Source organism: Kitasatospora sp. NPDC058492, from assembly GCF_042720685.1.
GTDB lineage: Bacteria > Actinomycetota > Actinomycetes > Streptomycetales > Streptomycetaceae > Kitasatospora.
Map to the genome: position 1 here is coordinate 55,084 of NZ_JBHXMU010000013.1, position 23,231 is coordinate 78,314.

The window sequence follows — 23,231 nt, forward strand, 5'->3', positions numbered from 1 at the left end:
CGAATGCAGGGGGCCCAGGGACTGCGCGACCACTACGACGCGATCGTCGTCGGCAGCGGCATCGGCGGCCTGACCACCGCCGGCTACCTGGCGGCCGACGGGCGCAGCGTCCTCGTCCTCGAACAGCACGACATCGCCGGCGGCAACGCGCACGTGTTCCGCCGCCGGCGCAAGTACGAGTTCGACGTCGGCACGCACTACCTCGGCGACTGCGGCCCCGACGGGCACTTCCCGGCGATCCTGGCCGGCCTCGGCGTCCTGGACCGGGTGCGGTTCCGGCCGATGGACAACGAGCAGGGCTTCGACCGGATCATCACGCCCACCGCGACCGTCGACGTGCCGGCCGGCTGGGACGCCTACCGCGACCGGCTGCGGCAGGCCCTGCCCGAGGAGGCCGACCGGATCGCCGGCTTCCTCGAACTCGCCGAGAACGTGGCCGGCTCGACCCGCGCCGGCCTGAACGGCGAGTCCCTGGTCGACCTGTTCCGCAAGTCCCCGCAGACCATGCGCTGGTCCCGCCGCACCTTCGCCGACGCCCTGGGCCACTTCGGCCTCTCCGCCAAGGCGCGCACGCTGCTCGCGGCGCAGGCCGGCAACTACGGCACCATGCCCGACGGCATCAGCCTGGCCCACCACGCCTCGATGATGGACCACTACCTGCGCGGCGCGTACTACCCCGAGGGCGGCGGCCAGGCGATGGTCGCCGCGTTCGTCGAGGCGCTGGAGGCGCACGGCGGCGAACTGCGCACCCGCTGCGACGTCCGCCGCATCCTGGTCGAGAACGGGCGCGCCACCGGCGTCGAACTCACCGACGGGCAGCGGGTCTCGGCCCCGCTGGTCATCTCCAACGCGGACTACCGGCGCACCGTCCTCGACCTGTGCGGCGGCGAGGACGCCTTCCCCGCCGAGGTGGTGGCCCGCACCCGCGCGGCGACCATGCGCGGCTCCTTCGTCTCGGTGTACATCGGGCTCGACACCGAACTGCCGGGCCTGCCCAACGCCAACCTCTGGTGGCACGACAGCGACGACATGGAGGGCGCGCACGCCGCCATGCTGGAGCGGTACGCGCGGGACGGCTCGATGGACTCGGTGCCGGCGCTCACCTTCTCCTTCGCCTCCCTCAAGGACCCGGGCGCCACCGCCGTCTGCCCGCCCGGCCACAGCAACTTCCAGCTCATGACGGGCCTGCCGCCCGGCTACGAGTTCTGGGGCCTGGAGAGCGGCCCGGCCGACGGCGAGCCCTACCGCCGCAACGCCGCCTACCTCGCCCGCAAGCAGCAGCTCACCGAGGTCATGCTGGCCACCGCCGAGAAGGTCATCGGCCCGTTCCGGGAGCGCATCACCCACCTGGAGACGGCCACCCCGCTCACCCACGAGCGCTACATCCGGGCCACCGGCGGCACCCCGTACGGCATGGCCAGCTGGGGCGGCTCCAACCAGCGGCCGGACGTGCGCACCGAGGTCGAGGGCCTGTACGTGGTCGGCCAGAGCGTCCGCTACGGCAGCGGCATCGCCGCGGTCGCGAACAGCGGCATGGCCGCCGCCTCCGACATCATCGGCCGCGGGCTGCTGCGCGAGGTGTTCGGCGGCGCAGTGCTCGGCGATCCCTCCCGGCTGCCCGACCGCGGCCCGGACTGGGACCCGCTGGTGGTCTCGCGCGGGCGGGCGCGGCAGCGCGCCAAGGGCCTGGCCCGCATCGGCTGACCCCTCCTCCCCTCCCGTTTCCCCACCCTCCGATCCGCACCCCTCCGACCAGGAGCACTGTTCCCATGAATCAGGTCCCTCCCTTCGCCGTGGTCTCCGGCGCCCAGGTGCACGAGGCCCTCAACGGGCACGAGGACGAGGTCGTCGCCACGGTCGAGGCCGCGTACCGGCTGCACGGCGAGGGGCAGACGGTCAACCCGGACTCGTACTTCCTGCGCTTCCCCGACCGCCCGTCCTCCCGGATCATCGCGCTGCCGGCCTCGGTCAAGGGCGAGGTCGGCGTGCACGGCATCAAGTGGATCTCCAGCTTCCCGGACAACGTGGCGGCCGGCCTCCCGCGCGCCTCGGCCGTCCTGATCCTCAACGACGCCGAGACCGGCTACCCGTTCGCCTGCCTGGAGAGCTCGATCATCAGCGCGGCGCGCACCGCCGCCTCCGCGGCCCTCGCGGCGGCCCGGCTCGCCGACGCCCGCGGCCAGCGCCCGACCCGGGTCGGCTTCTTCGGCGTCGGCCTGATCGCCCGCTACGTGCACACCTACCTCGCCGCCAACGGCTTCGACTTCACCGCGGCCGGCGTCCACGACCTGTCCGCCGAGCACGCCGAGGGCTTCTCCGACTACCTGCGCCGGGCCGAGGGCGAGGGCGTGGAGATCACCGTCCACGACAAGGCCGAGGACCTGATCCGCTCCAGCGACCTGGTGGTCTTCGCCACCATCGCCGGCGAGCCGCACGTGACGGACCCGCAGTGGTTCTCGCACAACCCGCTGGTGCTGCACGTCTCGCTGCGCGACCTCTCCCCCGAGATCGTCCTCGACTCGTGGAACGTCGTCGACGACATCGAGCACTGCATGAAGGCCGGCACCTCGCCGCACCTGGCCGAACAGCGCGTCGGCCACCGCGAGTTCGTCGCCGGCACGCTCTACGACGTGCTCACCGGCACGATCACCCCGCCGTCCGACCGACCGGTGGTCTTCTCCCCGTTCGGCCTCGGCGTGCTCGACATGGCCGTCGCCAAGCACGTCTACGACCGCGTCCTCGCGGCCGGGCAGCTGCACACCGTCCCGGACTTCTTCCACGAGCTCAAGCGCTACGGCTGAGCCCTCCCCACCGTGCCCCAGAGGCCCGCCCGCGCTCCCGGCGCCGGCGGGCCTCCGGCCTTTCCCGCCGCCCCGCCCCCTCCGCTGACGGCCAACTGACGGCACGCTGACCGAACGGCCCCACGGCCCCCCGACGCCTTGTCCGCGCCATGGACGGCCGCCCAGAATCACCCGCATGAGATCCTTTGCCAACCTGGCCGAATTCACCGGGGCGACCGGGGAGCACCTCGGCTACAGCGAATGGCTCGACGTCACCCAGCACAGCGTCGACCAGTTCGCCGACGCCACCGGCGACCTCCAGTGGATCCACGTGGACCCGGAGCGCGCCGCCACCGGCCCGTTCGGCGGGACCATCGTCCACGGCTACATGACGCTCGGCCTGCTGCCCGCGATGATGCGCGCGATCTTCGAGATCCACAACGTCAAACTGGGCGTCAACTTCGGCCTGGACAAGGTCCGCTTCCCCCGCCCGATCCCGGTCGGCGCCCGGGTCCGAGGCGGCGCCAAGGTCACCAGCGTCCGCGAGACCCCGATGGGCCACCTGGCCGCGGTCCGGATGACGGTGGAGGTCGAGGGCCAGCAGCACGCGGCCTGCGTGGCGGACACCCTGTCCCTCTTCGTCGCCGCCCCCGACACCGCCGAGGGCGGCTCGGACGGCTTCTGAGCCCGCCCGCCGACGTCACCGCCGCCGCCAGGTAGAAGAACCTCCCCCTCCGGTCGTGCAAGAGGGGGGTTATTACTACCGATTCCGGCACGCCGTCCCCGCCAGAATGGTCACACGGCCACCACGGCCGGGGCACAGCGAACGGCACAGAGAGGAGCGGGTCATGGACCGCACGATGAAGCTCGGGGGAAGCCCCTCGGCGGTCGAGATCAGGGGATTCTCCGTCCCCGCCGGATTCACCGGGCTGCGGCGGGCACTGGCCCTCTGCTGGATGTCCGTCGCGGCCTTCGGGCGCTCGCTCGGGGTCACCGGCGCGATCTCCCTCGTCGGCCCCGGCCTCGGCCTGGTGCCGCGGGCCATGGAGCGCGTCCGGGCGCTGGCCGCCCGCCAGCGCGGCCTGTCCGAACGCTGGTCCGGCGTGCAGATCCCCGGCCCGCCCAGCGGCCTGCCGGCCGCCCCCGAGGGCGCCTCGGGGGCCGTCGCCCGCTACCGCTGGATCATGAGCGACCCGCAGACCAAGCGGGAGTTCACCTGGGTGCTCACCGACCCGATCGCCGGCGGCTTCCTCGCCTTCATGCCGATCGCCGTCCTGCTCAGCGGCTTCTGGGGCATCTTCCTGGCCTTCTTCGGCGTCCCGCTGTCGACCCAGTGGGACGGCCTCTGGTACCAGTTCATCCCGATCGACGGCCAGGCCACCGCGGTGCTGGCCGGCGTCCTCGGCGTCCTGCAACTGCCGCTGGCCCTGTGGATGGCCCCCCGCGCCGTCCGCAAGCACGCCCTGTACACCCACTCCATGCTCGCCCCCAGCGAGCAGGAACTGATGGCCAGCCGGATCCAGCACCTCACCACCACCCGCAGCACCGCCGTCGACACCCAGATGGCCGAGATCCGGCGGATCGAACGCGACCTGCACGACGGCGCCCAGGCCCGCCTGGTCGCGATGGGCATGACCCTGGACGCCGCCGAACACCTGCTGGAGACCAACCCCGAGGCCGTCCGGGCCCTGCTCATCGAGGCCCGCCAGTCCTCCTCCAAGGCCCTGGAGGAGATCCGCAACCTGGTCCGCGGCATCCACCCGCCGGTCCTCGCCGACCGCGGACTCGCCGACGCGGTACGGGCGCTGGCCATGGTCTGCCCGGTCCCCACCGAGGTCGTCGTGGACCTCCCCGGCCGCCCCGAGATGCCCGTCGAGTCCGCCGCCTACTTCGCGATCTCGGAGATCCTCACCAACGTCGCCAAGCACTCCGGCGCCGACCGGGCCTGGATCGACATCCGTTACGATCACGGCATGCTGCGCATCACCGTGACCGACAGCGGCCGCGGCGGCGCCGACGCCACCCGGGGCACCGGCCTGCGCGGCATCGAGCGACGACTCAGCACGTTCGACGGGGTCCTGGCCGTGAACAGCCCCGTCAACGGCCCGACCATGGTGACGATGGAGCTTCCGTGCGTATTGTCCTCGCCGAAGACCACTTCCTCCTGAGGGACGGCCTGATCCGCCTCCTCCAGGCCTACGGACACGAGGTGGTGGCCGCCGTCGACAACGGCGCCGACCTCCTCGCAGCCCTCACCGAGCAGCAGCCGGACGTCGCGGTCGTCGACGTCCGGCTTCCGCCGAACTTCACCGACGAGGGCCTGCGCGCCGTCCTCACCGCCCGCCGCACCATGCCCGACCTCCCGGTCCTGCTCCTCTCCCAGTACGTCGAACCGCTCTACGCCCGCGAACTCCTCGCCAGCGGCGGCCGCGGCGTCGGCTACATGCTCAAGGACCGCGTCACCAACGGCTCCCAGTTCCTCGACTCGATCCGCCGCGTCGCCGACGGCGGCACCGCGATGGACCCCGACGTCATCTCCCAGCTCCTCGTCCGCAAGGAACGCGACGAGAACGTCGGCAGCCTCACCGACCGCGAACGCGAAGTCCTCGAATGGCTCGCCCAGGGCCGCTCCAACGCCGGCATCGCCCAGGGCCTCTTCATCACCGAGAAGGCCGTCGCCAAGCACATCAGCAACATCTTCACCAAGCTCGGCCTCCTCCCCACCGACGGCGACAACCGCCGCGTCCTCGCCGTCCTCGCCTACCTCGACCAGTAACCCGCCCCACCCCGCCCACGCAAAAGCCCCAGGTCACGGCGAGTGAGTCCTGGGGCTTCTACAGAGCCGCCTGCGGGATTCGAACCCGCGACCTACGCATTACGAGATCATCGGCGGTCGTGATGCGCGGTGCCGAGCCATGCCGTCTCGTGATGTTTCAGCTGATCAGAGCGCGTACGGCAGGTTGGCCCGTGCCGCCCGGTGCCGCGCCGTCCATAGGCGTCCGTCCACCGACCGTCCACCAGGGACAGCCGTGAGCGGCTCGACGGCGGTTTGAACCGCCTTGTCTCTTCTTTACAAGAGCCCACGCTGTGACACCCGCTGGCGCCCACAGCCGGAGCTTCCCTGCCGCACAGCGCTCACCAGCACGGCGCTGCGTCGGAGCGGCCCAGCTAGGCTCAGTCGGACTCGGCGTTACCGTCCTGCAGAGCAAAGGCCAGCGCTGCCAGAGTGGCGCCCTCCGACGTCTGCCAGCGGGCCGTCCCCTGGTTGGAGACCGGCCGCTCTTCCCACCTCGCCTGCCCCCACATCAGCGTGACCAGCCCGGAAGGCGAGTACCGCCGACCGTCTGCCTCCCAGAGCAGCGGCTTCGTCCGGTCGTTGACCCAAGTGACCCGGGAACGCCGATCATCCTCCGCCAACCAGTCGGCCAGGGCCTCCTGCTCGATGGAGTTCATCGACACGAAGCGCAGCGGTGTCCCTTCCTTGATCGCCTGGTGATCGACCAACGTGGGCACGGCATTGGGCCGTCGCCGCTTACGCGCCTGAGTCTGCTTGCCGTATCGGTCGACCAGTCCGGCCGTATCCCCGCCCGTAGCCCCGAGTCCGGCAACCTTCGCGGCGAGCTCGCGGCACTTGTCGGGATCGCTGAGGAGTCCCTGCACCCGGGACGTGTAACCCTTTTCGAGGACGTCGACCAGTGCGGCGAGCTGCGCTCCGACGGTCGCCGGCACCTGGGGCAGAAAGTCGCCCTCCCAATCGAGGTCCGGGTCGTCAATCCGATCCGTCCCCAACTGGCGGAACACCAAGTGGCACATCAGGTACGTGCCGTGCTCGAGGACGGCGGCCGGGAGCTTCTCGTACGTGGGCCGCAGCCGGTGCAGCTCATTACGGATCAGCCGCATCGTCACGACAGAGCGCCATACTTGGAAGGCGCTCGGCTGCGGGCGGAAGAGGATGTCGTAGGTCTCCTTGCTGCCCCGCTCCCACAGCGTGCTCGGTGAACTGGCCGCCCTGCCCGCGTACTCGGCGTTCGGGTGGGCGCAGGCGAGAGCGGTGGCTGCCTCATCCAACGAGCATCCCGTCTCGGGTGAAGGACTCAGTTCGCCGCGCTTCACCGAGTACGACTTGCCCAGTTCGGCCCGGAGATCGGCGCGAATCTCCGCCTGAACCGGGTCCAGGGCCGCGAAGTCACGTGGCCCCACCTGGTTCTGCCGGTTGGTGGCCCGGGTGGTGCGCGAGGAGAAATCAGTCGCACCACCGGTCGCGATCACCCGGACACCTACGCGCGCTGTCGCCGGATCATCGGAGGACTCGAGCGCTCGTTGGACCGCCCTGACCGTCTGAGCACCGTTGACGACGCTCGCCCCGGTGAGCCGAAGAACCACCGGTCCGCCGTGGGGATTTCGCATCGAGTCGTACAGCGGATCCACCGTGTCACAGAGCACGGTGATTCCGTTGTTGAAGTACCAGAACAGCGAGGGTTCGTCCGTCAGTGTGGCGACCAACTCCTCATTCGCGAGCGTGCCATCCAATGGGTTCCGGATATTGAGTTCGAAGAGTCGGGTGCCGTGGGTGTCCAGCCAACCGGCAACCTGCTCCGCTTTGACTACTCCCTGGAACGCCTGGTGAGGTACGTCGAGGGAGAACCACGGGTCCATCTTCCCCGACATGGCCACGGGCGCCGGTGCGGCGTCCGCGCGAGCCCAGTTCCACACATCCGAAGCATGCAGGAAGCGATGGTCGACCCTGTCGCCATGGGTGTTGAACTCGCGCTCTCCGTTGACCAGTTCGTTGAGAACTTCTCTGGACGGCGGCTCGGCGCCCATCAGAACGGTGACCAGCGTGACCCCGACCGCCTGCTCGCTCATCGCCTCCTTGGCCTGCTCGGCCAACAGCTGACCGCGCGGGTTGAACTGGCTGCTCTCTTCCCCATCGATCAGCCTCAGCCCGGCGAACATCTTGAGGATGGCATCGGTTCGAGCTGTCGCCCGCCCCTGGTCGCTCCACTTCGCCTGCACCAGGTAGACATGCGGAGGGCTACTCGTGACGGCGATGGCGTCGATGCCCTGGTCATCCCGCCCGTCAATGACCGCTTCCGCTGCGTCCGTGTTCTGCCAGCCGGTGACCATGCGCACGGCCAGGGCGGCCAGCGCTCGGGACCGGAATGCCTTCTTGCGCTGCTCCTCGGAATTGCTTTCGAAGTCGGACATGTCGATACGACCGTCGAACGCCGCATCCAGCATGCGACCGACCTGTCGAACTGCCGTGAGGTCGCCGTTGTTCGTCCTGGCCATGCCCACCCCAATGCGCCTATCCCGGTCCGTTCCGCTCGACGGTAGCGCAGACGCCGGCATCATCGTGGTCGAGCTGAAGGACCCGGCACCGCCACCGAGCATCCCCTGCTAAACCACGTCCCCCATCCACATGCGCCGCCCCAGTTCATCGAGCTCCCCGCGACGGGACTCACATTCGGGCAGAGCCGACCTCAGCAGCCGCCAGTAGTCGGCACCATGTCCAGGGACCCGCACATGTGCAAGCTCGTGGGCGATGACGTAGTCCACCAGGTGCATCGGCAGCTGGAAGAGCGGCCAGCCGAGGCTCATGCGGCCCGGCCCGTGCCCCTTCGGGTCGGGCCGGTACACGCCCCAACGCGTGTCAAGATCACGTACATCCACCACCGGCCGGGTCACGGACATCCGAGCCGCCCATGGCTGCAGTCTCCCTGCCGCCCAGGCGTGGCCGGCCCGGCAGTACCAGTCGACCAGCACCGCCCGCCCACGGATCGGATCCTCGGCCTGTTCCCTGCCCATGGTCAACCGCCCAGCGATCAGGCGGACGCTGCCATCGGCAGGTGGGTCCGCCACGATCGCCAGCCGGTACGTCCGTCCCAGGTAGCGGAAGACCTCGCCCTCGATCAGCCGCTTCGCAGGATTCAGCGGTCGGGTTCGCTCCCGTACGCCGACCTTGGCCATCAGCCAGGCACGGTGCTCGCGGACGAACCGCTCTGCGTCCCCTGCCTGACGGCCCTCCGGCGCGTGCAGCGTCAGCCCGGCGTCCGCCTCCACCGTCAGCGCGAACCGCTTGCGGCGGGCGCTGACCCGCACCCGCAGCACCAGGCCGTCCACGGTGAGCCTGTCCCCTTCGGCAAGGGCCAGGGGGACGCGGTTGTCGGCGAGGGCGGTCACCCCGCCTATTCTCCCCGCAACCTGCCCAGGAACTGCCGCCGGTTGCCCGCCGCATACACCGCGAGTCTCTGCGCGATGCCCTGCAGGGGTGCCCAATCCTTACCTGCCGGCCGTAGACCGCCCTCGAACAGCTGATTCTGGATACCGTCAGCCAGGGTGTCGAGGTCCTGGTGCTGCCCCTGGTACGACGCCTTGACCATGATCTGTGCGGCCGTGTCGCACACCGCGTCGACGAGTAGCCGGGTGGCCCCACCCCTCCGCACGACTCCCGGGTTCTCCGCGATCAGCCGCTCCAGCAGCCGGTACACCCGCTGTTCCACCGGGCTGAGCCCCGCGAGCTCCGGGTCTTCCTCGTCCTCTCGCCGGGCCTGCTCGATCAACGGACCGAACGCCTCGACCTGCTCGTCGAAGCGTCCTGCCAGCTCCCGCAGGATCTCCTCCACCCGCTCGGAGAGCCGGTCGTACTTCTCCGGGTCCTCCCGCTTGACCCGCTCCTCCAGGTGGAAGCGGAGCGCGTGCCCCATCTCGGCCGCGGCCTCGCGCGGCGGCAGCGCGCGGACGCTGTCGTCGAAGACGGGCGAGGCGAGCGAAACCGGCGCGATGACCTGCTCGATCTCCGGCCCCTCCAGGTGATCGGCGATCATCGCGCGAACCTTTCGGCCGTAGCGCCGCAGGCTGAACGAACCGCCCGGCGCATCCCGGTAGAGCCTGCGGATGCGCTTCTGGAGCATCCCCCAGCGCCGGGCGTCGGCGATGTAGTCCAGGCCGTGCTCGTGCGGCAGAACGCGTTCCAGCACGGCGAGGAACCGGTGCAGCACCTCGTCGTACCCGAACCTCGCGGTCTCGTCCTCGAAGGCCAGCGCCGCGGAGCCCAACCGCCCGAGGTCGGCGAGGTCCGCCTCTGTCACCCCGTGCGCACGGAGGTAGGCGCGCACCGCCTCAGCCGCCGGCCCGAGGCCGTCGATCTCCTCCGACAGGCTGCGCATCGTGTCGTCGACGTCGGCCTGCTGGTAGGCGGCCAGCGCGCCGGACAGGTGCTCGAAGACGCCGTGGTAGTCGACGACATAGCCGACGTCCTTGCCCGGCATCGGCCGGTTGACCCGGGCGACGGCCTGGAGGAGTTCGGCGTCGCGGATCGGCCGGTCCAGGTAGAGCACCTGCTCGCGCGGGGCGTCGAAGCCCGTGAGCAGCATGGACTTCACGATGAGGAAGGCGATCGGACTCTCGGGGTGCACGGGGTCGGGTCCGGCCGTCGGCCGACTCCCCGGCTGCTCGACGGTCTCCTGCGACCACGGGTTGTCCCCCACCGTGCTCGCCTCCGGCACCTCGGGCACCGGTACGTGGAAGGGCGTGGTGGCGACCCACTCGGGCTCGGGCGGCAGGTGCGGGAAGGCCTGGTGGAAACGCTCGATGTAAGCCCTCTGCCGGTCCTTGTCCGTCCAGTGCAGCCACTGGCGGCGCTTGCGCTCCGCGCCAGGGGAGATGATCGGCACGAAGTCGATGCGGCGTAGCAGGGAACGGTACTGGTAGGCCTGGTGCAGGTAGCGCAGTCGGCGGGGCAGCTTCTCCGGGGGAATGCCGGCCACCGACTCCGGGTCGAACACGGCGAGTTCGGCCAGGAGGGTATCGCGTGCCAGTCGCAGTGCGTGGTGGTACTCGACGGCCGCCTTCCGGCTGACCGCCGCGACCTGGGCCTTGAAGCCGCCGCCGGGCAGCACCCAGGTCACCCAGTGCTCCAGCATGTCCTCGGCCTTCGCGCGGATCATGGGCTGGGTTTCGGCGACGTCACGTGCGGTGGGCGAGCGCCGCAGCGCGCTGCGCTCGTCGTCCGTGAGGTCGCGGACCAGATCCGCGAAGTTCCGGTCGAGGCCGTCCTTGTCGAAGACCTTGCCCTCACCGGTGCGGCCCTCGTAGCGGATGCGGACGACGACCCCGTCGTGCTCGGCCTCCGCCATCCGGTAGGTGTCGAGGAAGCCGCCGAAGATCCGGCGGGTGTCCTCCAGCCGGCCCGTCATGATCGGCGTGCCCGTGAAACCGATCTTCGCCGCCCTGGGGATGGCCTTGCGCAGAGCGGCGTGCAGCGTGTTGGTGTGCGAGCGGTGGGCCTCGTCGACCAGGACCAGGATGCCGGACGAGGTATTGCACTCGGGGAAGTTCACTACGGGCGGCTGGGTGTCGGGCTGCCGGCCCGCGCCGGCTCGCTCGGCCTCCTGGTATTCCTCCGCCAGGTCCCGGTCGTCCTCGTCGCCCGTCGCCTCGGCGGCGAAGGTGAACCCGGTCCCGTACTTCTGGATCATCGCGAAGACGACCCGCCGACCACCGTCCCGCAGCAGCCCCTCCATCTGGGTGCGGGTCGCGGCGGTCTCGACGTCGGATTCGCTCAGCTTCAAAGTCTTGGAGAGCTGGTCCTGCAACTGGGTGCGGTCGGTGACGACCACGACCATGAACTCGCTGAGCCGGTGGTGCAGATGGATCCGGCGCACGAGGAACGTCATGGTCAGGCTCTTGCCGGAGCCCTGGGTGTGCCAGATGATCCCGCCGCGCTCGTCGTCGGCCACGGAGCCGCCGCGCGTCCTGCCGGTGAGCAGCCTGTGCACGGACTTCTCTGCCGCGCGGTACTGCTGGTGCCGGGCGACGGCCTTGACCGTCCGGGTGCCCCCGGATTCGGTCTCCACCGGGAGCGGGATGACGTAGTGGCGTACGACGTTGAGGAGCGCGGCGGGGCGCAGGACGACCCCGACGAGCTTGTGCCGCTCGTTCAGCTTGCCGGTGTGGTCCGGCAGCTCCGCCCTCAGCGTCGCCTCGCTCTGCGGCTCGATGCTCCGCCAGGGGTGGAAGTGGTCGGGCGTGGAGGTGACGGTGCCCAGATAGGCACTCCCCTCGGTCGCGGCGACCAGCAGCTGCACGGTCCGGAAGAGCTCCGGGACCCCTGCGGGCGTGAACAGGGCGGGGTCGTCGCGTTCGTCGTCGGCAACGGGGTCGCCGGCGTAGTGCCGCAGATCGAGCACAGCACTGTGGATCGGGTCGGCGAGGTCGGGACTCTTGCACTCCACGGCGACGAGCGGGATCCCGTTCACGAACAGGACGATGTCGAGGACCGACAGCTCCCCGGACCGGTTCCGGACGCTGAGCTGGTCGACGACGGTGAAGTCGTTGAGCGCGGCCCGGTCCTCGTGCCATTCGATGTACTGCACGGTGGCCGATGCACCGCCGTGCGCGGCAGACGGGCCGGAGAGGACGAGTCCGCTGAGCAGCAGGTCGGTAGTGTCGAAGTTGGCCTGCGCGACGCCCTTCCCGAGAGAGACGGACGCCAGCTCCGCGATGGACCGCTTGACGTCGGTCCCGTTCATCCACGGCTCGTGGTCCGACGCCCGGACGTTGATCCGGCGCAGGGCTGCATCCAGCTCGTCCACGAGCAGCGGCGTCTCGACATCGAGCGTGTCGACCTCCGTACCGGGCACGTGCCGCCACCCCATCGCCTGGAGCTGCGCGACGATGGGTCGCTCCACCTCGTCCCGCTCGGTCTGCACTGCCATGCCCGCGCCTTCCCCCGCCGATCACCGCCCAGGTGATCCATTCTGCGCCATGGGTGGGGTGCGGCGGGAGTGTTCGAGCGAACGGGAGTACGGCGGCTCAGGCCTCCAGCGCAGGCGGGTCGCTCCCCTCGGGGTCGTCGTAGGCGGGTACCGGAAGGCGGGCACCTCTGCTCTCCGCAATCCGGTGCACGTCGCGCAGCGACTCCGCCAGGCTGGCGGCGAGGAAGCGGAGCTGCACTGCGGTGGCCCGGCGGTCAGCGAGCATCTCGGTGGCGTGGCCGAGCAGTTCAACCGCCATGCCGAGCTGCACGCGCTCGACCCTGTCGGCGGTCCGGGAGACGCGGCCGGTCCCACCGCCGACGAGGTAGCAGGGCTTGCCTTCCGGGGTGGTCCACGGGAGCAGTCGCCGCCCGCTCTGCTGGCCGATCACGCGACCACCTCCGTGCAGCACACGGCGCACAACCGCGCACGCCGCCGGCGCGGCAGAGTGGCGGGGAGCGCGTCCACAGACGGTGCGCCGGTCGAGCGGTGGCGGCCCGGGGCGGGCCACAGGAGCCGCGGCAGCGGCTCGAAAATGCGGGCGGTACAGTGCAACACGTCATCAACTCCGGTTAGTTGAAGGCCACGCCCCCGGGCCGTCGCAAGCGGTCGCGGGGGTCTTCGGTCTGCGGCCGGCCATTCCCGGCCGGGCATCGCTGCGTAGCGATCCACTCACAGAGTGAGACGGGCGGGGTTAGGCTCGCCAGTGGTTGGCAGGTGACACGGCGTCCGTCACGCGGGGGTTGACGATGGGAAGCATTTACGGGGACTGGCTCAAGGCGCAGCGCGAAGCGGCGGGGATGACCCAGCAGGAGCTGGCCGACGCGGCGTTCATGACGCGCTCGCACATCGCCCACATCGAGGCCGGCCGCCGCATCCCGTCCAGGGACGACGCGCGGCGCCTGGATAAGGCTCTGGGCACGGGAGACGTGCTGACCAGCTTCCTGCCGCAGGACGACGCGGCGGTCGCCGATCACTTCGCCACTGCGCGACACCTTGAACAGCAGGCCACGACGATCCATGAGTTCGCGTTGACCTTCGTCCCCGGCATCCTCCAGACCGAATCGTACGCACGCACGGTTCTGGGCAGCGGCTTCCCCCTTGAGAACGAAGAGGAATGTGACAGGGCGGTTGTCACACGCCTCAAGCGATCCGAGATCCTCACTCGCCCCGCGACGCCGGTAGTCTGGGCCCTGCTGGACGAGATGGTTCTGCGGCGTGCCATCGGCGGCCCCGATGTCATGGCAGAACAGATCACGCACATGATCCGACTGGTTGAGGCTAAGCGTGTACGCGTACACGTACTGCCACTTGATCTAGGGTTTCATCCGCTCCTGCACAGCATGCTGACGCTGATGTGGTTCGAGGATCAACCGCCGGTTGCCTACACCGAAGGCTTGCACGTGGGCAAGGTGCACGACAGCCCGGCTATGGTCGAACGGCTCCAGCGCGCCTACGCTCTTGCCCTGAGCGACGCAATGCCGCTGAAGGAGTCACTTGCCTTCCTGAAGGCAAGAGCGAAGGACTACGGGCACCATGACTGATCACGCGATCCCGGATGCCAGCTCACTGAGCGGCTGGCGGAAGTCGTCCTACAGCGGACCTGATGCTGGCAGCTGCGTCGAGGTGCTGGACGGCCACGCGTCGGGCATCCCCGTCCGCGACTCCAAGAACCCGCACGGCCCTGCCCTGCTCTTCGCAACGGATGCCTGGTCATCGTTCGTCGCAGCCGTCAAGGACGGGCGATTCCCCGTCTAAGCGGTCAGGCACTCCCAGCCAATAGGTCGTCGACAAGGCCCAGCCTGAGCGTGCGCACCTTGTTCAGCTCCGCTTGCTCACCTTGGATCTGTTCGTCACATGAGGAGAGCAAGTCAATGATCCGACGCTGCTCAACCAGATCGACCGGCATATCGATTTCCAGTTCACGCAGTCGGGTTGGATTGACGTTCACCTGCTGAACCGCGACGGTAGAGATCGACTGAACCCGTTGGCGGATCAGCGGGTGCATCAACCACTCGACCAGGTATTCAGGAATCAAGCGAGTCTTATCCGGATTGATGCGCACCAGATACGAGGCGAATGTAGCCCGGGGAATTTCCGCACGCCACATAGCAGACTTTCCGATATGTTCAATACTGTTCGTCCGATTGAACAATACATCCCCACGTCGAAGCTCAAGCCTTCCCGGCACTGACACCGGACTGTATCTCAAGTCCGATAGCTCCGGCCTACCGTCGCGGAGATTATTCATCCGGAGAACAGGGATGCCTCGGGGGTCCTGATCGAGAGCGTTAGAGATGCCGTACTCAGCCTCGGGCACCACGTCCTTGAGTGGCATCCGAGCCCACCCTCGCGGGAGCTCCCCACCTCCGACTGAGGTCATGGAGGCTAGCAGAGTGCCCTGCCGTACGCTGCGCATCTTCGCAATCGACGCCTCGATGGCGTATTCCTGTGCCGACATGGCATCGACCACATCGACAATCCGCCGCTGCTCCGCGAGCGGAGGCCATCGCAGGGCAAGGCCCTCAATAGCGCCTTGGCTGATGTTCTGCATGCTCAGGCTGCTACCCGAAGACGAATTAATAATCTGCTGACGAAGTTGATGACTGGACAGAGAGAGACAGACGTACCGGACATCGGCAAGAGCAGGATTGACAACTAGACGCAAGGTCTTGTCCGACAGCAGGAGGCGCTCACGAGAAGCTGTAGCAATGCAAGCAGAACCAACTAGATCAGGCGTATTCGCGCGAGAGAAAAGGAGGTCCCCCGGGCGCACCTCGTAGCGAGATTCAATTGGACTTGAATCGTTCAGGGCTTTGTTCTCGCTCGGGCGGTAGCCATTCGCATGAACTGCACTGACCTTGAGAACGCCCCAATTTCCCGGCGCAGCAGGAATGTCCGGCAAGTGTGGGCTTTTCCCTGCCTCGATCCGCAGCAGATACTCGCCTAGCGGGGCCGACCGCCAAGCTTGAGCGTCAGTTCGCATAGCCCAGCCCCTTCAGGAATCCATCCAGCTTCGCCGCCGCCTTCTCCCGCTCGGCCCGAATCTCCCGCAGCGACACCGCGTACTTGTCCTCCCACACCCGGTACGTCTCCGCCAACTCCCGCCGCCGGCGCACCACATGCCCGTCCAGCTTCCCCACCAGGTCGTCCCGCAGCAGGTCCAGCACCACGCGCCGCTCCCCTACCGGGTCCAGCTCCGCCCGTGCCCGGAACAGCCTCGGCGGCTCCTCGCCCAGCGTGGGCGGGTCGCTCGGCCACGGGAACCAGAACTCCGTCTCCAGGCGCTTGATCACAGCACCCGCCTTCGTACGTTCCTTCTTCACCCACGCCAGCTCCGCCAACTGCTCGGCGCTCAGCGCGACTTCCTCCCGCGTGGGAGCGTCGCCGTCCTCCTCGTCCCCGCCCTCGCCGTCCTCCGACGAATCCGGCTCTGCGTTGAGTTCCTTCCACCGCGCGTCCAGCTCCGCCTTCCGCGCGTCCGCCGCCGCCAGCTCCTCCAGAAAGTCCGGAAGGATCGCCGCGACCACCTTGTGGTCGTACGCCTGGCGCCGCTCAGCGGCCGTGCGCTTGCGCAGCTTGCGGGTCTTCGGGTCCTGCTCAGGGGCGAGCAGCGTCTCGACGTTCTCGACCCAGCCGTCCAGGACGCCCGCGAACCCGTTCTCGGAGAGCGTGAGCAGGTCGTACTTGGCTTCGTACCACCAGCCAGCGACGGCGCCCGCGAGGGCGTACGGGTCCAGCAGCCCGACCCGGCCCAGACGTTCAACGAACGACTCGATCAGATCGCCGCGCACGGCCATCAGCGCAGCCTTGCGCTCCGAGGGGGTCAGGTCCGCAAGCCGCTCGGGAGTTGCGGCCACCGCCTCCAGGCGTTGAACCTCCGCCTGCCACCACTCCTCGAACACGCCCCGCAGCGCATCCTCCCGAGGGCGGGCTAGCTCCGCCAGCCGGGCCGCGTCCGGGTGCTGTCCCTCCGGCAGGAAGTCCACGTACTCGGGGTCCACCGGGTCGCGCTCGGCGAAGAGATCGGCGAGGCCCACCCCGTACGCATCGAGCAGTTCCTTCTTCGTCTCGATCTCCGCGCGCGGCACCCCGCCCACCAGGTGGGCCCGCACGTCCTGCGGCTCCGGCGGCGGCGTGTTGTCCACGTAGCGGCGGATGTTGAGGTTGTCGCCGTTGTCGCGCAGCTCCTCACGGCTCACCAGTCGCGAGAATCCCGGCACCTCCGCATACCCATGGAAGGTGGAGGTGATCTTCTCGGCATGCTCGGGCAGCAGGACGTTCTGCGCCGACTCCTTGCGGTACTCCCGGTCCGCATTGATGAACAGCACCTTGTTCGCCAGCTTGGGGTCCTTCTTGCCCGGTGGGCGCAGGATCAGGATGCAGGCGGGGATGCCGGTGCCGTAGAACAGGTTCGGGGCGAGGCCGATGACGGCCTCGATCGCGTCCTCGTCGAGGAGCTTCGTGCGGATCTCCTGCTCGCCGCCGCCACGGAACAGCACCCCGTGCGGCATGACCGTGATGACCATCCCGCCGCTCCCCTCCCGCTTGGTCATCCAGAGCATGTGCTGGAGGAACATCAGGTCGGCCTTGCCGCGCTCGCTGGTGGCCCCGAAGGCCGCACGCTGCGTGGCGAACTTGAGGCCGCTGAGCGTGTAGTCCATAGAGAACGGTGGGTTACTGAGGACCCCGTCGTAGCGGTCCGCGTCGGACTCCGGTACCTCCGCCGGCTCGGCGAGGGTATCGCCGGTGTACAGGTCGAAGCGGCGCACGCCGTGCAGCACCATGTTCATCGTCGACATGATCCAGGCGCCGCTGTTGGCGTCCTGGCCGGCGAAGTACATGTCCGTGGTGTCGCCGCCGTGCTCCTCCACGTACTCCTTGGCGTGGATGAGCATGCCGCCGGAGCCGACGCACGGGTCGTAGATGCGCATCCCCTGCCGGGGGCGGAGCAGTTCGACCATCATGCGGACGACGGCACGCGGGGTGTAGAACTCCCCGCCCTTGCGCCCGGCCGAGTCCGCGAACTCCTTGATCAGGTACTCGTACGCGGCGCCGATCAGGTCGGGGAACTCGAAGTCGTCCGTCCGCAGCCGGATGCGCCCGAAGTGGGCGATCAGCAGCTTCAGCCGCTGGTCGGCGAGCTTGGCCGCGCCCGCCGCCGCGCCGGAGCCACCGATGCGGTTGAAGTCGAGATGGTCGAACAGGCCCTTGAGCTTGTCGTTCTGCGCCTCCAGCGCTTGGAGGGCGGGGCGCAGTCGTTCCTCGGTGATGTTGTGGGTAGCCGAGGAGATCTGCTCCCAGCGGGCCTCCGGTGGGACGAACAGCACGTCGCGCTTGCTGTACGTGGACTTCTGCTCCAGGTAGCCGTCCAGCAGATCCCCGGTGAGGCGCAGCTCCTCGGCCGCGGACTCCCTGATCCGGTCGCGGGCGGCCTCGAACTCGTCGTTGGCCCGCTTCAGGAACAGCAGACCGAAGATGTAGTCCTTGTACTCGGAGGCGTCCATCGTGCCGCGGAGGATGTCCGCGGCGGCGAACAGATGCCGCTCCAACTGCGCGAGCGTGAGCTTGGCCAACGTACGACTCCCTACGACCGGTCTGACGTAGGAACCCTACGGGGGCAGGGCGACCGAGCGGAAACCGTTCATCCGAACCGGTGGGCTTCCGCTCAGTACGACGCGATGCCGAGCCCCTTCTCGACGAAGTCGTACACGTCGGTGTACGGGTCGCGCTGGGTCAACGGCATGTGCTTGCCGTGCTCACCGTTCATCTTCTCGGCCCGAGCCTTCGCCTTGATGAATCCGCCCTTGATCTGCGTCGGCAGCACCACCTTGATGTTCCCGGGCTCCTTGACGAACGGCAACCTGGCTTCCGCCTCCCCACACACGCCACCGAAGGTGCCGGTCACCGGCTTGTGATGGAGCAGCCGCCACACCTCGAAGCACGGGTGCGAAAAAGCGACCTGGACATCACCTTCGCGGGCCTGCTTGAGCGCCGTATCGATCGATTCGTGGTCGTCCCGGTCGAACAGGCACCAGACCTGCGGCCACAGTTCCTTCTTCACTCCGCTGCGCTTCGCACTGCGGGCTTCGTCCCGCATGAGCCGCACCGCCGCCTCGACCAGCTTGATCGGCTTGCGCTGGGAGCCCGGGGCGCTCGCGTTGGCGATCCGGACTTCGACCCCCTGGTCGTGCAGGAGGACCAGGCCGGAGACCGCCTCGATGTAGGTGGGTTCGGTGACCTTCCCCTCGGTGAAGACATGGACCACTCGACGGCGCCGGCCGCGCTGCTGCTTCGCCGGCCCCAGCGATTCGTTCCCCTTCGTGCGCGCCATCAGCTCCGCCCCGCCCCTTCCTCGCGCTCCTGCTCGCCCACAGCCAGCAGCCGCCGGGCGATCTGCCCCTCCAGGAGTGAGGGAACCCCCCCGAACGCACCGACCAGGTAGGACCTCATCAGGTCCTCGTCCTCACCCGGCGCCGCGGCGGTCAGCGGATACAGCTCGGTGGCCCCGTCCTCATCCTTCTCGGTCAGCCACACCTGGTCCGGTTCCAGTAGGCGGCCACCGCTCGGAGTGGCGAGAACCGACGGGTCGTGCGAGGTGAAGAGGAGCTGCGCTCCCCTGGGGTTGGACTGGGGGTCGTGGAAGAGTCGGACGACCTCGGCGGCGAAGCGCGGGTGCAGGCTGGCGTCCAGCTCGTCGACGAGCAACACCGCACCCTCGTCGAGCGCCAACAGGAGGGGGCCGAGCAGTGCGAACCAGGAACGGGTGCCAAGCGACTCGTCACGCCAGTCAAAGGCCACGTCACCGCCGGTCGACCGATGGGTGAGCCTCACCCTGGCTCCGCCCTTCTCCTCTTGGACGATCTCCGCTCCGGTGATCCCCAGGTCGGCGACCCGCAGCAGTTCATTGATCCGGCGGGCCTGGCTGCCGGAGAGGGCGCGTGTCGTGAACTGTTCCCGTTGCTCCCGTTCGTCCTCCGGGTTGATGATCCAGAGATTCCGGCGGAACCAGTGGAAGAGCGCGGAGAGCTGAGGGTGGTTGTCCGTGCCCGCCGTGGACAGGAGAAGGGCATTGGGTCGGGTACGCCGCGCCAACTGCGCGCGGTCCTTGACCCGGCCGCCCGGCCACTCGTACACCTCAGGCCGCGAGGCATCTCGATCGAGCCAAACCTGGCGATGACCACGCGGGTAGCTGTGGATCCACTCGGCTTCAACGCGCTTCGGCCCCAGCTCGAACCCGTACGTCCAGCGCACCTCGTCGATGACGACATCGACTTCGAAGAAGCTGGGCTCGTTCTCGTCCGTGGCCTTCAAGGCGAAGGGCCTGCGCGGGACCCCCTCGTACGAAGCCCAACGAGCGTATGAGTTGAGGACGGCCGACCTCATGTCGGTCAGGGCAGCCAGCACGTTCGACTTGCCCGAAGCGTTGGCGCCGAAGATTCCGATCAGAGGGAGCACGGATACCGAACGGTCACCGCCGGTTCGAAGCTCACGCGACGCAATCTCCGGCTCACCCTCGGGAAGGACGAAGGACAGCTCCTGTTCGTCCCGTAGTGATCGCACATTCGCGACACGGAAACGGAGCAGCATCCCGTCCCCCTCTCTCGTCGATGCGATCAGAGTAGCGGCGAAGACCTCACCGAACTGCTTGAACGATGATCTTTGGCTCAGCCTCAGAAGCGATTCCCGCGCCGGCCCAGCGTTCCGCTTTCGGCCCCTTCTGTCGGAACGCCACAACCAGAGCAACCTGCAGGCGCTCCTCCAACGACCAGCGCGGCTGCTCCTGGCGCTGAATCACGCACGGCTGTCCACCGACTGTCCACCGAGGCCACCCAGCAAGAACTGCCCCAACCCATCGCACTCGACGAAGCCGCAGGTCACAGGCGCCACCTTGTGAATCGATGACGCTAACGAACCGATGACCTACGCATTGCGATGCACAGGCTCCAGATGCCCGATTTGCCTGACTCACATGGTCATCAAAACCAGAAAACCCCAGGTCAGAGACTTGACCTGGGGTTCTCCTTGGAGCCGCCTGCGGGATTCGAACCCGCGACCTACGCATTACGAGTGCGTTGCTCTGGCCAGCTGAGCTAAGGCGGCACCGTTGTCACGCGTGGTGGCAACGCGGGCCAGTCTACACAGGTTTCGCGGGTGATCCACACCCGGTTGGCGGGGGTGCGGGTCAGGCGGAGGAGACGGCGAGTTTGGCGGCGAAGCCGGCGAAGAGGACGGCGACGCCGCTGGTGAGGGTGGCGGAGAGGCGCCTGCGGCGGCGGAAGGTGGCGGCGAGGGTGGTGCCGGCGAAGATCAGCAGGGAGAGGTAGAGCACGCTGAAGGTCTGGAGGATGCCGCCGAGCAGGCCGAAGGAGAGGGCCGGCTGACCGTAGGCCGGGTCGACGAACTGGGTGAAGAAGGAGAGCAGGAAGAGGATCGCCTTCGGGTTCAGCAGGCTGATCACCAGGGCGCGGCGGAACGGGCGCTCGACGGGTTCGGCGGCCGGTTCGGCGGTGGCGGCGGGGTTGTCGGGGTTGTCGGCGGTCCGGCGTTCGCGCCAGAGCTGGCGGGCGGCGCGGAGCATGCCGTAGCCGATCCAGAGCAGGTAGGCGGCGCCGCCGAGCTTGACCACGGCGAAGACGGCCGGGTTGGCCTTGAGGAGGGAGGCGGCGCCCAGCGAGGTGAGGCTGATCAGGGTGAGGTCGCCGACGAAGACGCCGGCGGCGGCCTGGTAGCCGGTCCGGATGCCCTTGCGGGCGGCGACGGACAGCACGTACAGGGAGTTGGGGCCGGGCAGTAGGACGATGACGAGGGCGCCGAGGACGTACGTCGCCAGGTCGTTGACTCCGAGCACGGTGCGCTCCGGGGAGGGGATGAGGACGGGGGGCGCTCATCGTAACGTCGCACCGGCGGTCGGTTGAAGCGGAAACCATCCCTCCTACCGGGCGCAGCGCTTGCCCGGCTCCGGTGCCTCACCCGCCAGCAGGTAGCGGTTGACCACGCCGTCCACGCACGCGTCGTGGTGCCCGTACGCGGTGTGGCCGTCCCCGTCGTAGGTGAGCAGGCGTCCGGACTCCAGTTGCCCGGCCAGCGCCTGGGCCCACGCGTACGGGGTGGCCGGGTCGCGGGTGGTGCCGACGACGACGATGGGGGCGGCGCCGGCGGCCCGGATGGTGTGCGCCGTGCCGGTGGCCCGGACCGGCCAGTAGGTGCAGGCCAGCGCCATCCACGCCATGTCGCGGCCGAAGTGCGGCGAGGCCTGTTCGAAGTCCGGCACGGCCCGCTCGACGTCCTCCGGCCCGGCGAACGGGGCGGGCAGGTCGAGGCAGTTCACCGCCGTGTTGGCGAACATCAGGTTGGGGTACGAGCCGTCCGCCTCGCGCCCGTAGTAGGAGTCGGAGAGCCTCAGCAGGCTGGTGCCGTCGCCGGCCTTGGCATCGGTGAGCGCGGTGCGCAGCTTGGGCCAGAGGAAGTCGGCGTACATGGCCTGGATGACGCCGGTGGTCGCCTGGGCCGCGGTGAGTCGGCGGCCGTGGTCGGTGCTGGGCAGCGGGTGGGCCTGGACGGTGGCGAGCAGGGCGGTGAGCTGATCGCCGATCTGCTGTTCGGTGCGGCCGAGCGGGCAGTCCTCGTGCTTGGCGCAGTCCTTGGCGAAGGCGGCCCAGGCGGTCTCGAAGCCGCCGGCCTGGGTGCGGTTGCCGGTGACCGAGTCGAGCGACGGGTCCACCGCGCCGTCCAGCACCAGCCGCCCGACCCGGCCGGGGAAGAGCCCCGCGTAGGTGGCGCCGAGGAAGGTGCCGTAGGACTTGCCGACGTAGTTCAGCCGCTCGTCGCCGAGCAGGGCGCGCAGCACGTCCATGTCGCGGGCGGCCTCGACGGTGCCGAGGTGGCCGAGCGCCGCCCCGGCACGCTGCCGGCAGCCCTCCGCGAACTCCTTGTCTGCGGCGATCAGCGCGTCGATTCCGTGCTGGTCGCCGGGGGTGAGGTCGACGGCGGTGTAGGCGTCCATCCGGTCGCCGCTCAGGCAGGTGACCGGGTTGCTGCGGCCGACTCCGCGCGGGTCGAGGCCGACCAGGTCGTACCGGGCGCGCACGCCGCTGTCGTACGTCCGGGCGGCGGCCTCCAGGTACTCGACCGCCGAGCCGCCGGGCCCGCCGGGGTTGAGCAGCAGCGAGCCGAGCCGGCCGCCCCCGGCCCCCTCCTCGGAACCCGAGCCCGAGCCCGCTGGGACGGCGGTGGCGCGGGCCGCCACCAGGGTGAGGTCGCCGTCGCCGGGCCGGTCGTAGTCCAGCGGCACCCGGAAGGCGGTGCACTCGAACCCGCCGTCGCACGGCTGCCAGTCGAGCCGCTGCGCGTAGTACGGGGCCAGCCCGGCCGGGACGGCGGCGGGCAGCGGCTCCAGCGGCGTGACCCCGGGCGGGGCCGGGGTGGACGGCTCCACGGCCCCGGCCGCGTTCGACGAGGCCGCCCCGGCGGGACCGGACGGCCCGCCGCCCCCCACCCCGGACGAACCCGATGAACCCGATGAACCCGACGAACCCGACGAACCCGCACCGCACCCGCCCGCCAGCAGCCCGACGGCGAGCGCCGCGGCCAGTACCCGCCCGGTGGCCCTCATCCGACCCCTCGCGATCATCCGAGCCCTCTCGATCGTCACCCAGGGTCGTCGCCCGGCGACCCGCCTCGCATTGCACCA

The 23,231-nt window shown here is 69.2% G+C and carries 17 protein-coding genes and 1 tRNA gene; 7 read left to right on the forward strand and 11 right to left on the reverse strand.

The window, feature by feature from the left end; genetic code table 11:
* The first annotated feature begins 3 nt into the window (after positions 1–3).
* The 5 genes from ACFWPI_RS11630 (at position 4) to ACFWPI_RS11650 (ending at position 5,556) form a co-directional block, all read left to right on the forward strand.
* A complete protein-coding gene (locus ACFWPI_RS11630) occupies positions 4–1,704 on the forward strand; it encodes a phytoene desaturase family protein (RefSeq protein WP_380372980.1) in 1,701 nt (566 codons plus the stop codon).
* A 65-nt stretch (positions 1,705–1,769) separates the two neighbouring features.
* The gene (sbnB, locus tag ACFWPI_RS11635; RefSeq protein WP_380372982.1) at positions 1,770–2,801 is read left to right on the forward strand and encodes a 2,3-diaminopropionate biosynthesis protein SbnB; all 1,032 of its coding nucleotides are present in this window, start codon (positions 1,770–1,772) and stop codon (positions 2,799–2,801) included.
* 175 nt (positions 2,802–2,976) lie between these two features.
* Positions 2,977–3,465, forward strand: a complete 489-nt coding sequence (locus ACFWPI_RS11640) for a MaoC family dehydratase (protein WP_063348721.1) — start codon at positions 2,977–2,979, stop codon at positions 3,463–3,465.
* Positions 3,466–3,628: 163 nt separating this feature from the next.
* Positions 3,629–4,948 carry a histidine kinase gene (locus ACFWPI_RS11645; protein ID WP_063348720.1) on the forward strand — a complete coding sequence of 440 codons (1,320 nt, stop codon included), beginning with the start codon at positions 3,629–3,631 and terminating at the stop codon, positions 4,946–4,948.
* Positions 4,912–5,556, forward strand: a complete 645-nt coding sequence (locus ACFWPI_RS11650) for a response regulator transcription factor (protein ID WP_063348719.1) — start codon at positions 4,912–4,914, stop codon at positions 5,554–5,556. The genes ACFWPI_RS11645 and ACFWPI_RS11650 overlap by 37 nt, the downstream gene beginning before the upstream one ends.
* Before the next feature lie 398 nt (positions 5,557–5,954).
* On the opposite strand, the gene ACFWPI_RS11655 is transcribed toward ACFWPI_RS11650, so the two are convergent.
* The 4 genes from ACFWPI_RS11655 to ACFWPI_RS11670 form a co-directional block, all read right to left on the reverse strand.
* On the reverse strand, positions 5,955–8,072 hold the full coding sequence (locus ACFWPI_RS11655) for an AIPR family protein (RefSeq protein WP_380372986.1): 2,118 nt from the start codon (positions 8,070–8,072) through the stop codon (positions 5,955–5,957).
* A gap of 108 nt (positions 8,073–8,180) precedes the next feature.
* Positions 8,181–8,963, reverse strand: a complete 783-nt coding sequence (locus ACFWPI_RS11660; protein WP_380372988.1) for a M48 family metallopeptidase — start codon at positions 8,961–8,963, stop codon at positions 8,181–8,183.
* 5 nt (positions 8,964–8,968) lie between these two features.
* A complete protein-coding gene (locus ACFWPI_RS11665) occupies positions 8,969–12,499 on the reverse strand; it encodes a type I restriction endonuclease subunit R (protein ID WP_380372991.1) in 3,531 nt (1,176 codons plus the stop codon).
* A 97-nt stretch (positions 12,500–12,596) separates the two neighbouring features.
* Positions 12,597–12,929: a hypothetical protein gene (locus tag ACFWPI_RS11670; RefSeq protein WP_380372995.1), complete on the reverse strand. Its 333-nt coding sequence runs from the start codon at positions 12,927–12,929 to the stop codon at positions 12,597–12,599.
* Between the two features lie 358 nt (positions 12,930–13,287).
* On the opposite strand from ACFWPI_RS11670, the gene ACFWPI_RS11675 reads away from it, so the two are divergent.
* Positions 13,288–14,082 (forward strand): Scr1 family TA system antitoxin-like transcriptional regulator, encoded by a 795-nt coding sequence (locus ACFWPI_RS11675; protein ID WP_380372997.1) that lies wholly within the window; start codon positions 13,288–13,290, stop codon positions 14,080–14,082.
* Positions 14,075–14,296 carry a DUF397 domain-containing protein gene (locus tag ACFWPI_RS11680; protein ID WP_380372999.1) on the forward strand — a complete coding sequence of 74 codons (222 nt, stop codon included), beginning with the start codon at positions 14,075–14,077 and terminating at the stop codon, positions 14,294–14,296. Before ACFWPI_RS11675 ends, ACFWPI_RS11680 begins: the two co-directional genes overlap by 8 nt.
* Positions 14,297–14,300: 4 nt before the next feature.
* On the opposite strand, the gene ACFWPI_RS11685 is transcribed toward ACFWPI_RS11680, so the two are convergent.
* From ACFWPI_RS11685 to ACFWPI_RS11715, 7 genes are all read right to left on the reverse strand, one after another.
* The gene (locus tag ACFWPI_RS11685; RefSeq protein WP_380373001.1) at positions 14,301–15,443 is read right to left on the reverse strand and encodes a restriction endonuclease subunit S; all 1,143 of its coding nucleotides are present in this window, start codon (positions 15,441–15,443) and stop codon (positions 14,301–14,303) included.
* Positions 15,444–15,513: 70 nt separating this feature from the next.
* Positions 15,514–18,114 (reverse strand): N-6 DNA methylase, encoded by a 2,601-nt coding sequence (locus ACFWPI_RS11690; RefSeq protein ID WP_380373004.1) that lies wholly within the window; start codon positions 18,112–18,114, stop codon positions 15,514–15,516.
* A 92-nt stretch (positions 18,115–18,206) separates the two neighbouring features.
* Positions 18,207–18,872 carry an RloB family protein gene (locus ACFWPI_RS11695; protein WP_380373007.1) on the reverse strand — a complete coding sequence of 222 codons (666 nt, stop codon included), beginning with the start codon at positions 18,870–18,872 and terminating at the stop codon, positions 18,207–18,209.
* Complete coding sequence (locus ACFWPI_RS11700; RefSeq protein WP_380373009.1) at positions 18,872–20,128, reverse strand: ATP/GTP-binding protein; 1,257 nt, start codon at positions 20,126–20,128, stop codon at positions 18,872–18,874. Before ACFWPI_RS11700 ends, ACFWPI_RS11695 begins: the two co-directional genes overlap by 1 nt.
* A gap of 436 nt (positions 20,129–20,564) precedes the next feature.
* Positions 20,565–20,641 (reverse strand) — tRNA-Thr (locus ACFWPI_RS11705).
* Positions 20,642–20,723: 82 nt separating this feature from the next.
* Positions 20,724–21,389 carry a leucine efflux protein LeuE gene (gene leuE / locus ACFWPI_RS11710; RefSeq protein WP_063348703.1) on the reverse strand — a complete coding sequence of 222 codons (666 nt, stop codon included), beginning with the start codon at positions 21,387–21,389 and terminating at the stop codon, positions 20,724–20,726.
* An 84-nt stretch (positions 21,390–21,473) separates the two neighbouring features.
* Positions 21,474–23,171 (reverse strand): alpha/beta hydrolase, encoded by a 1,698-nt coding sequence (locus ACFWPI_RS11715; protein WP_380373012.1) that lies wholly within the window; start codon positions 23,169–23,171, stop codon positions 21,474–21,476.
* Positions 23,172–23,231: the final 60 nt, after the last annotated feature.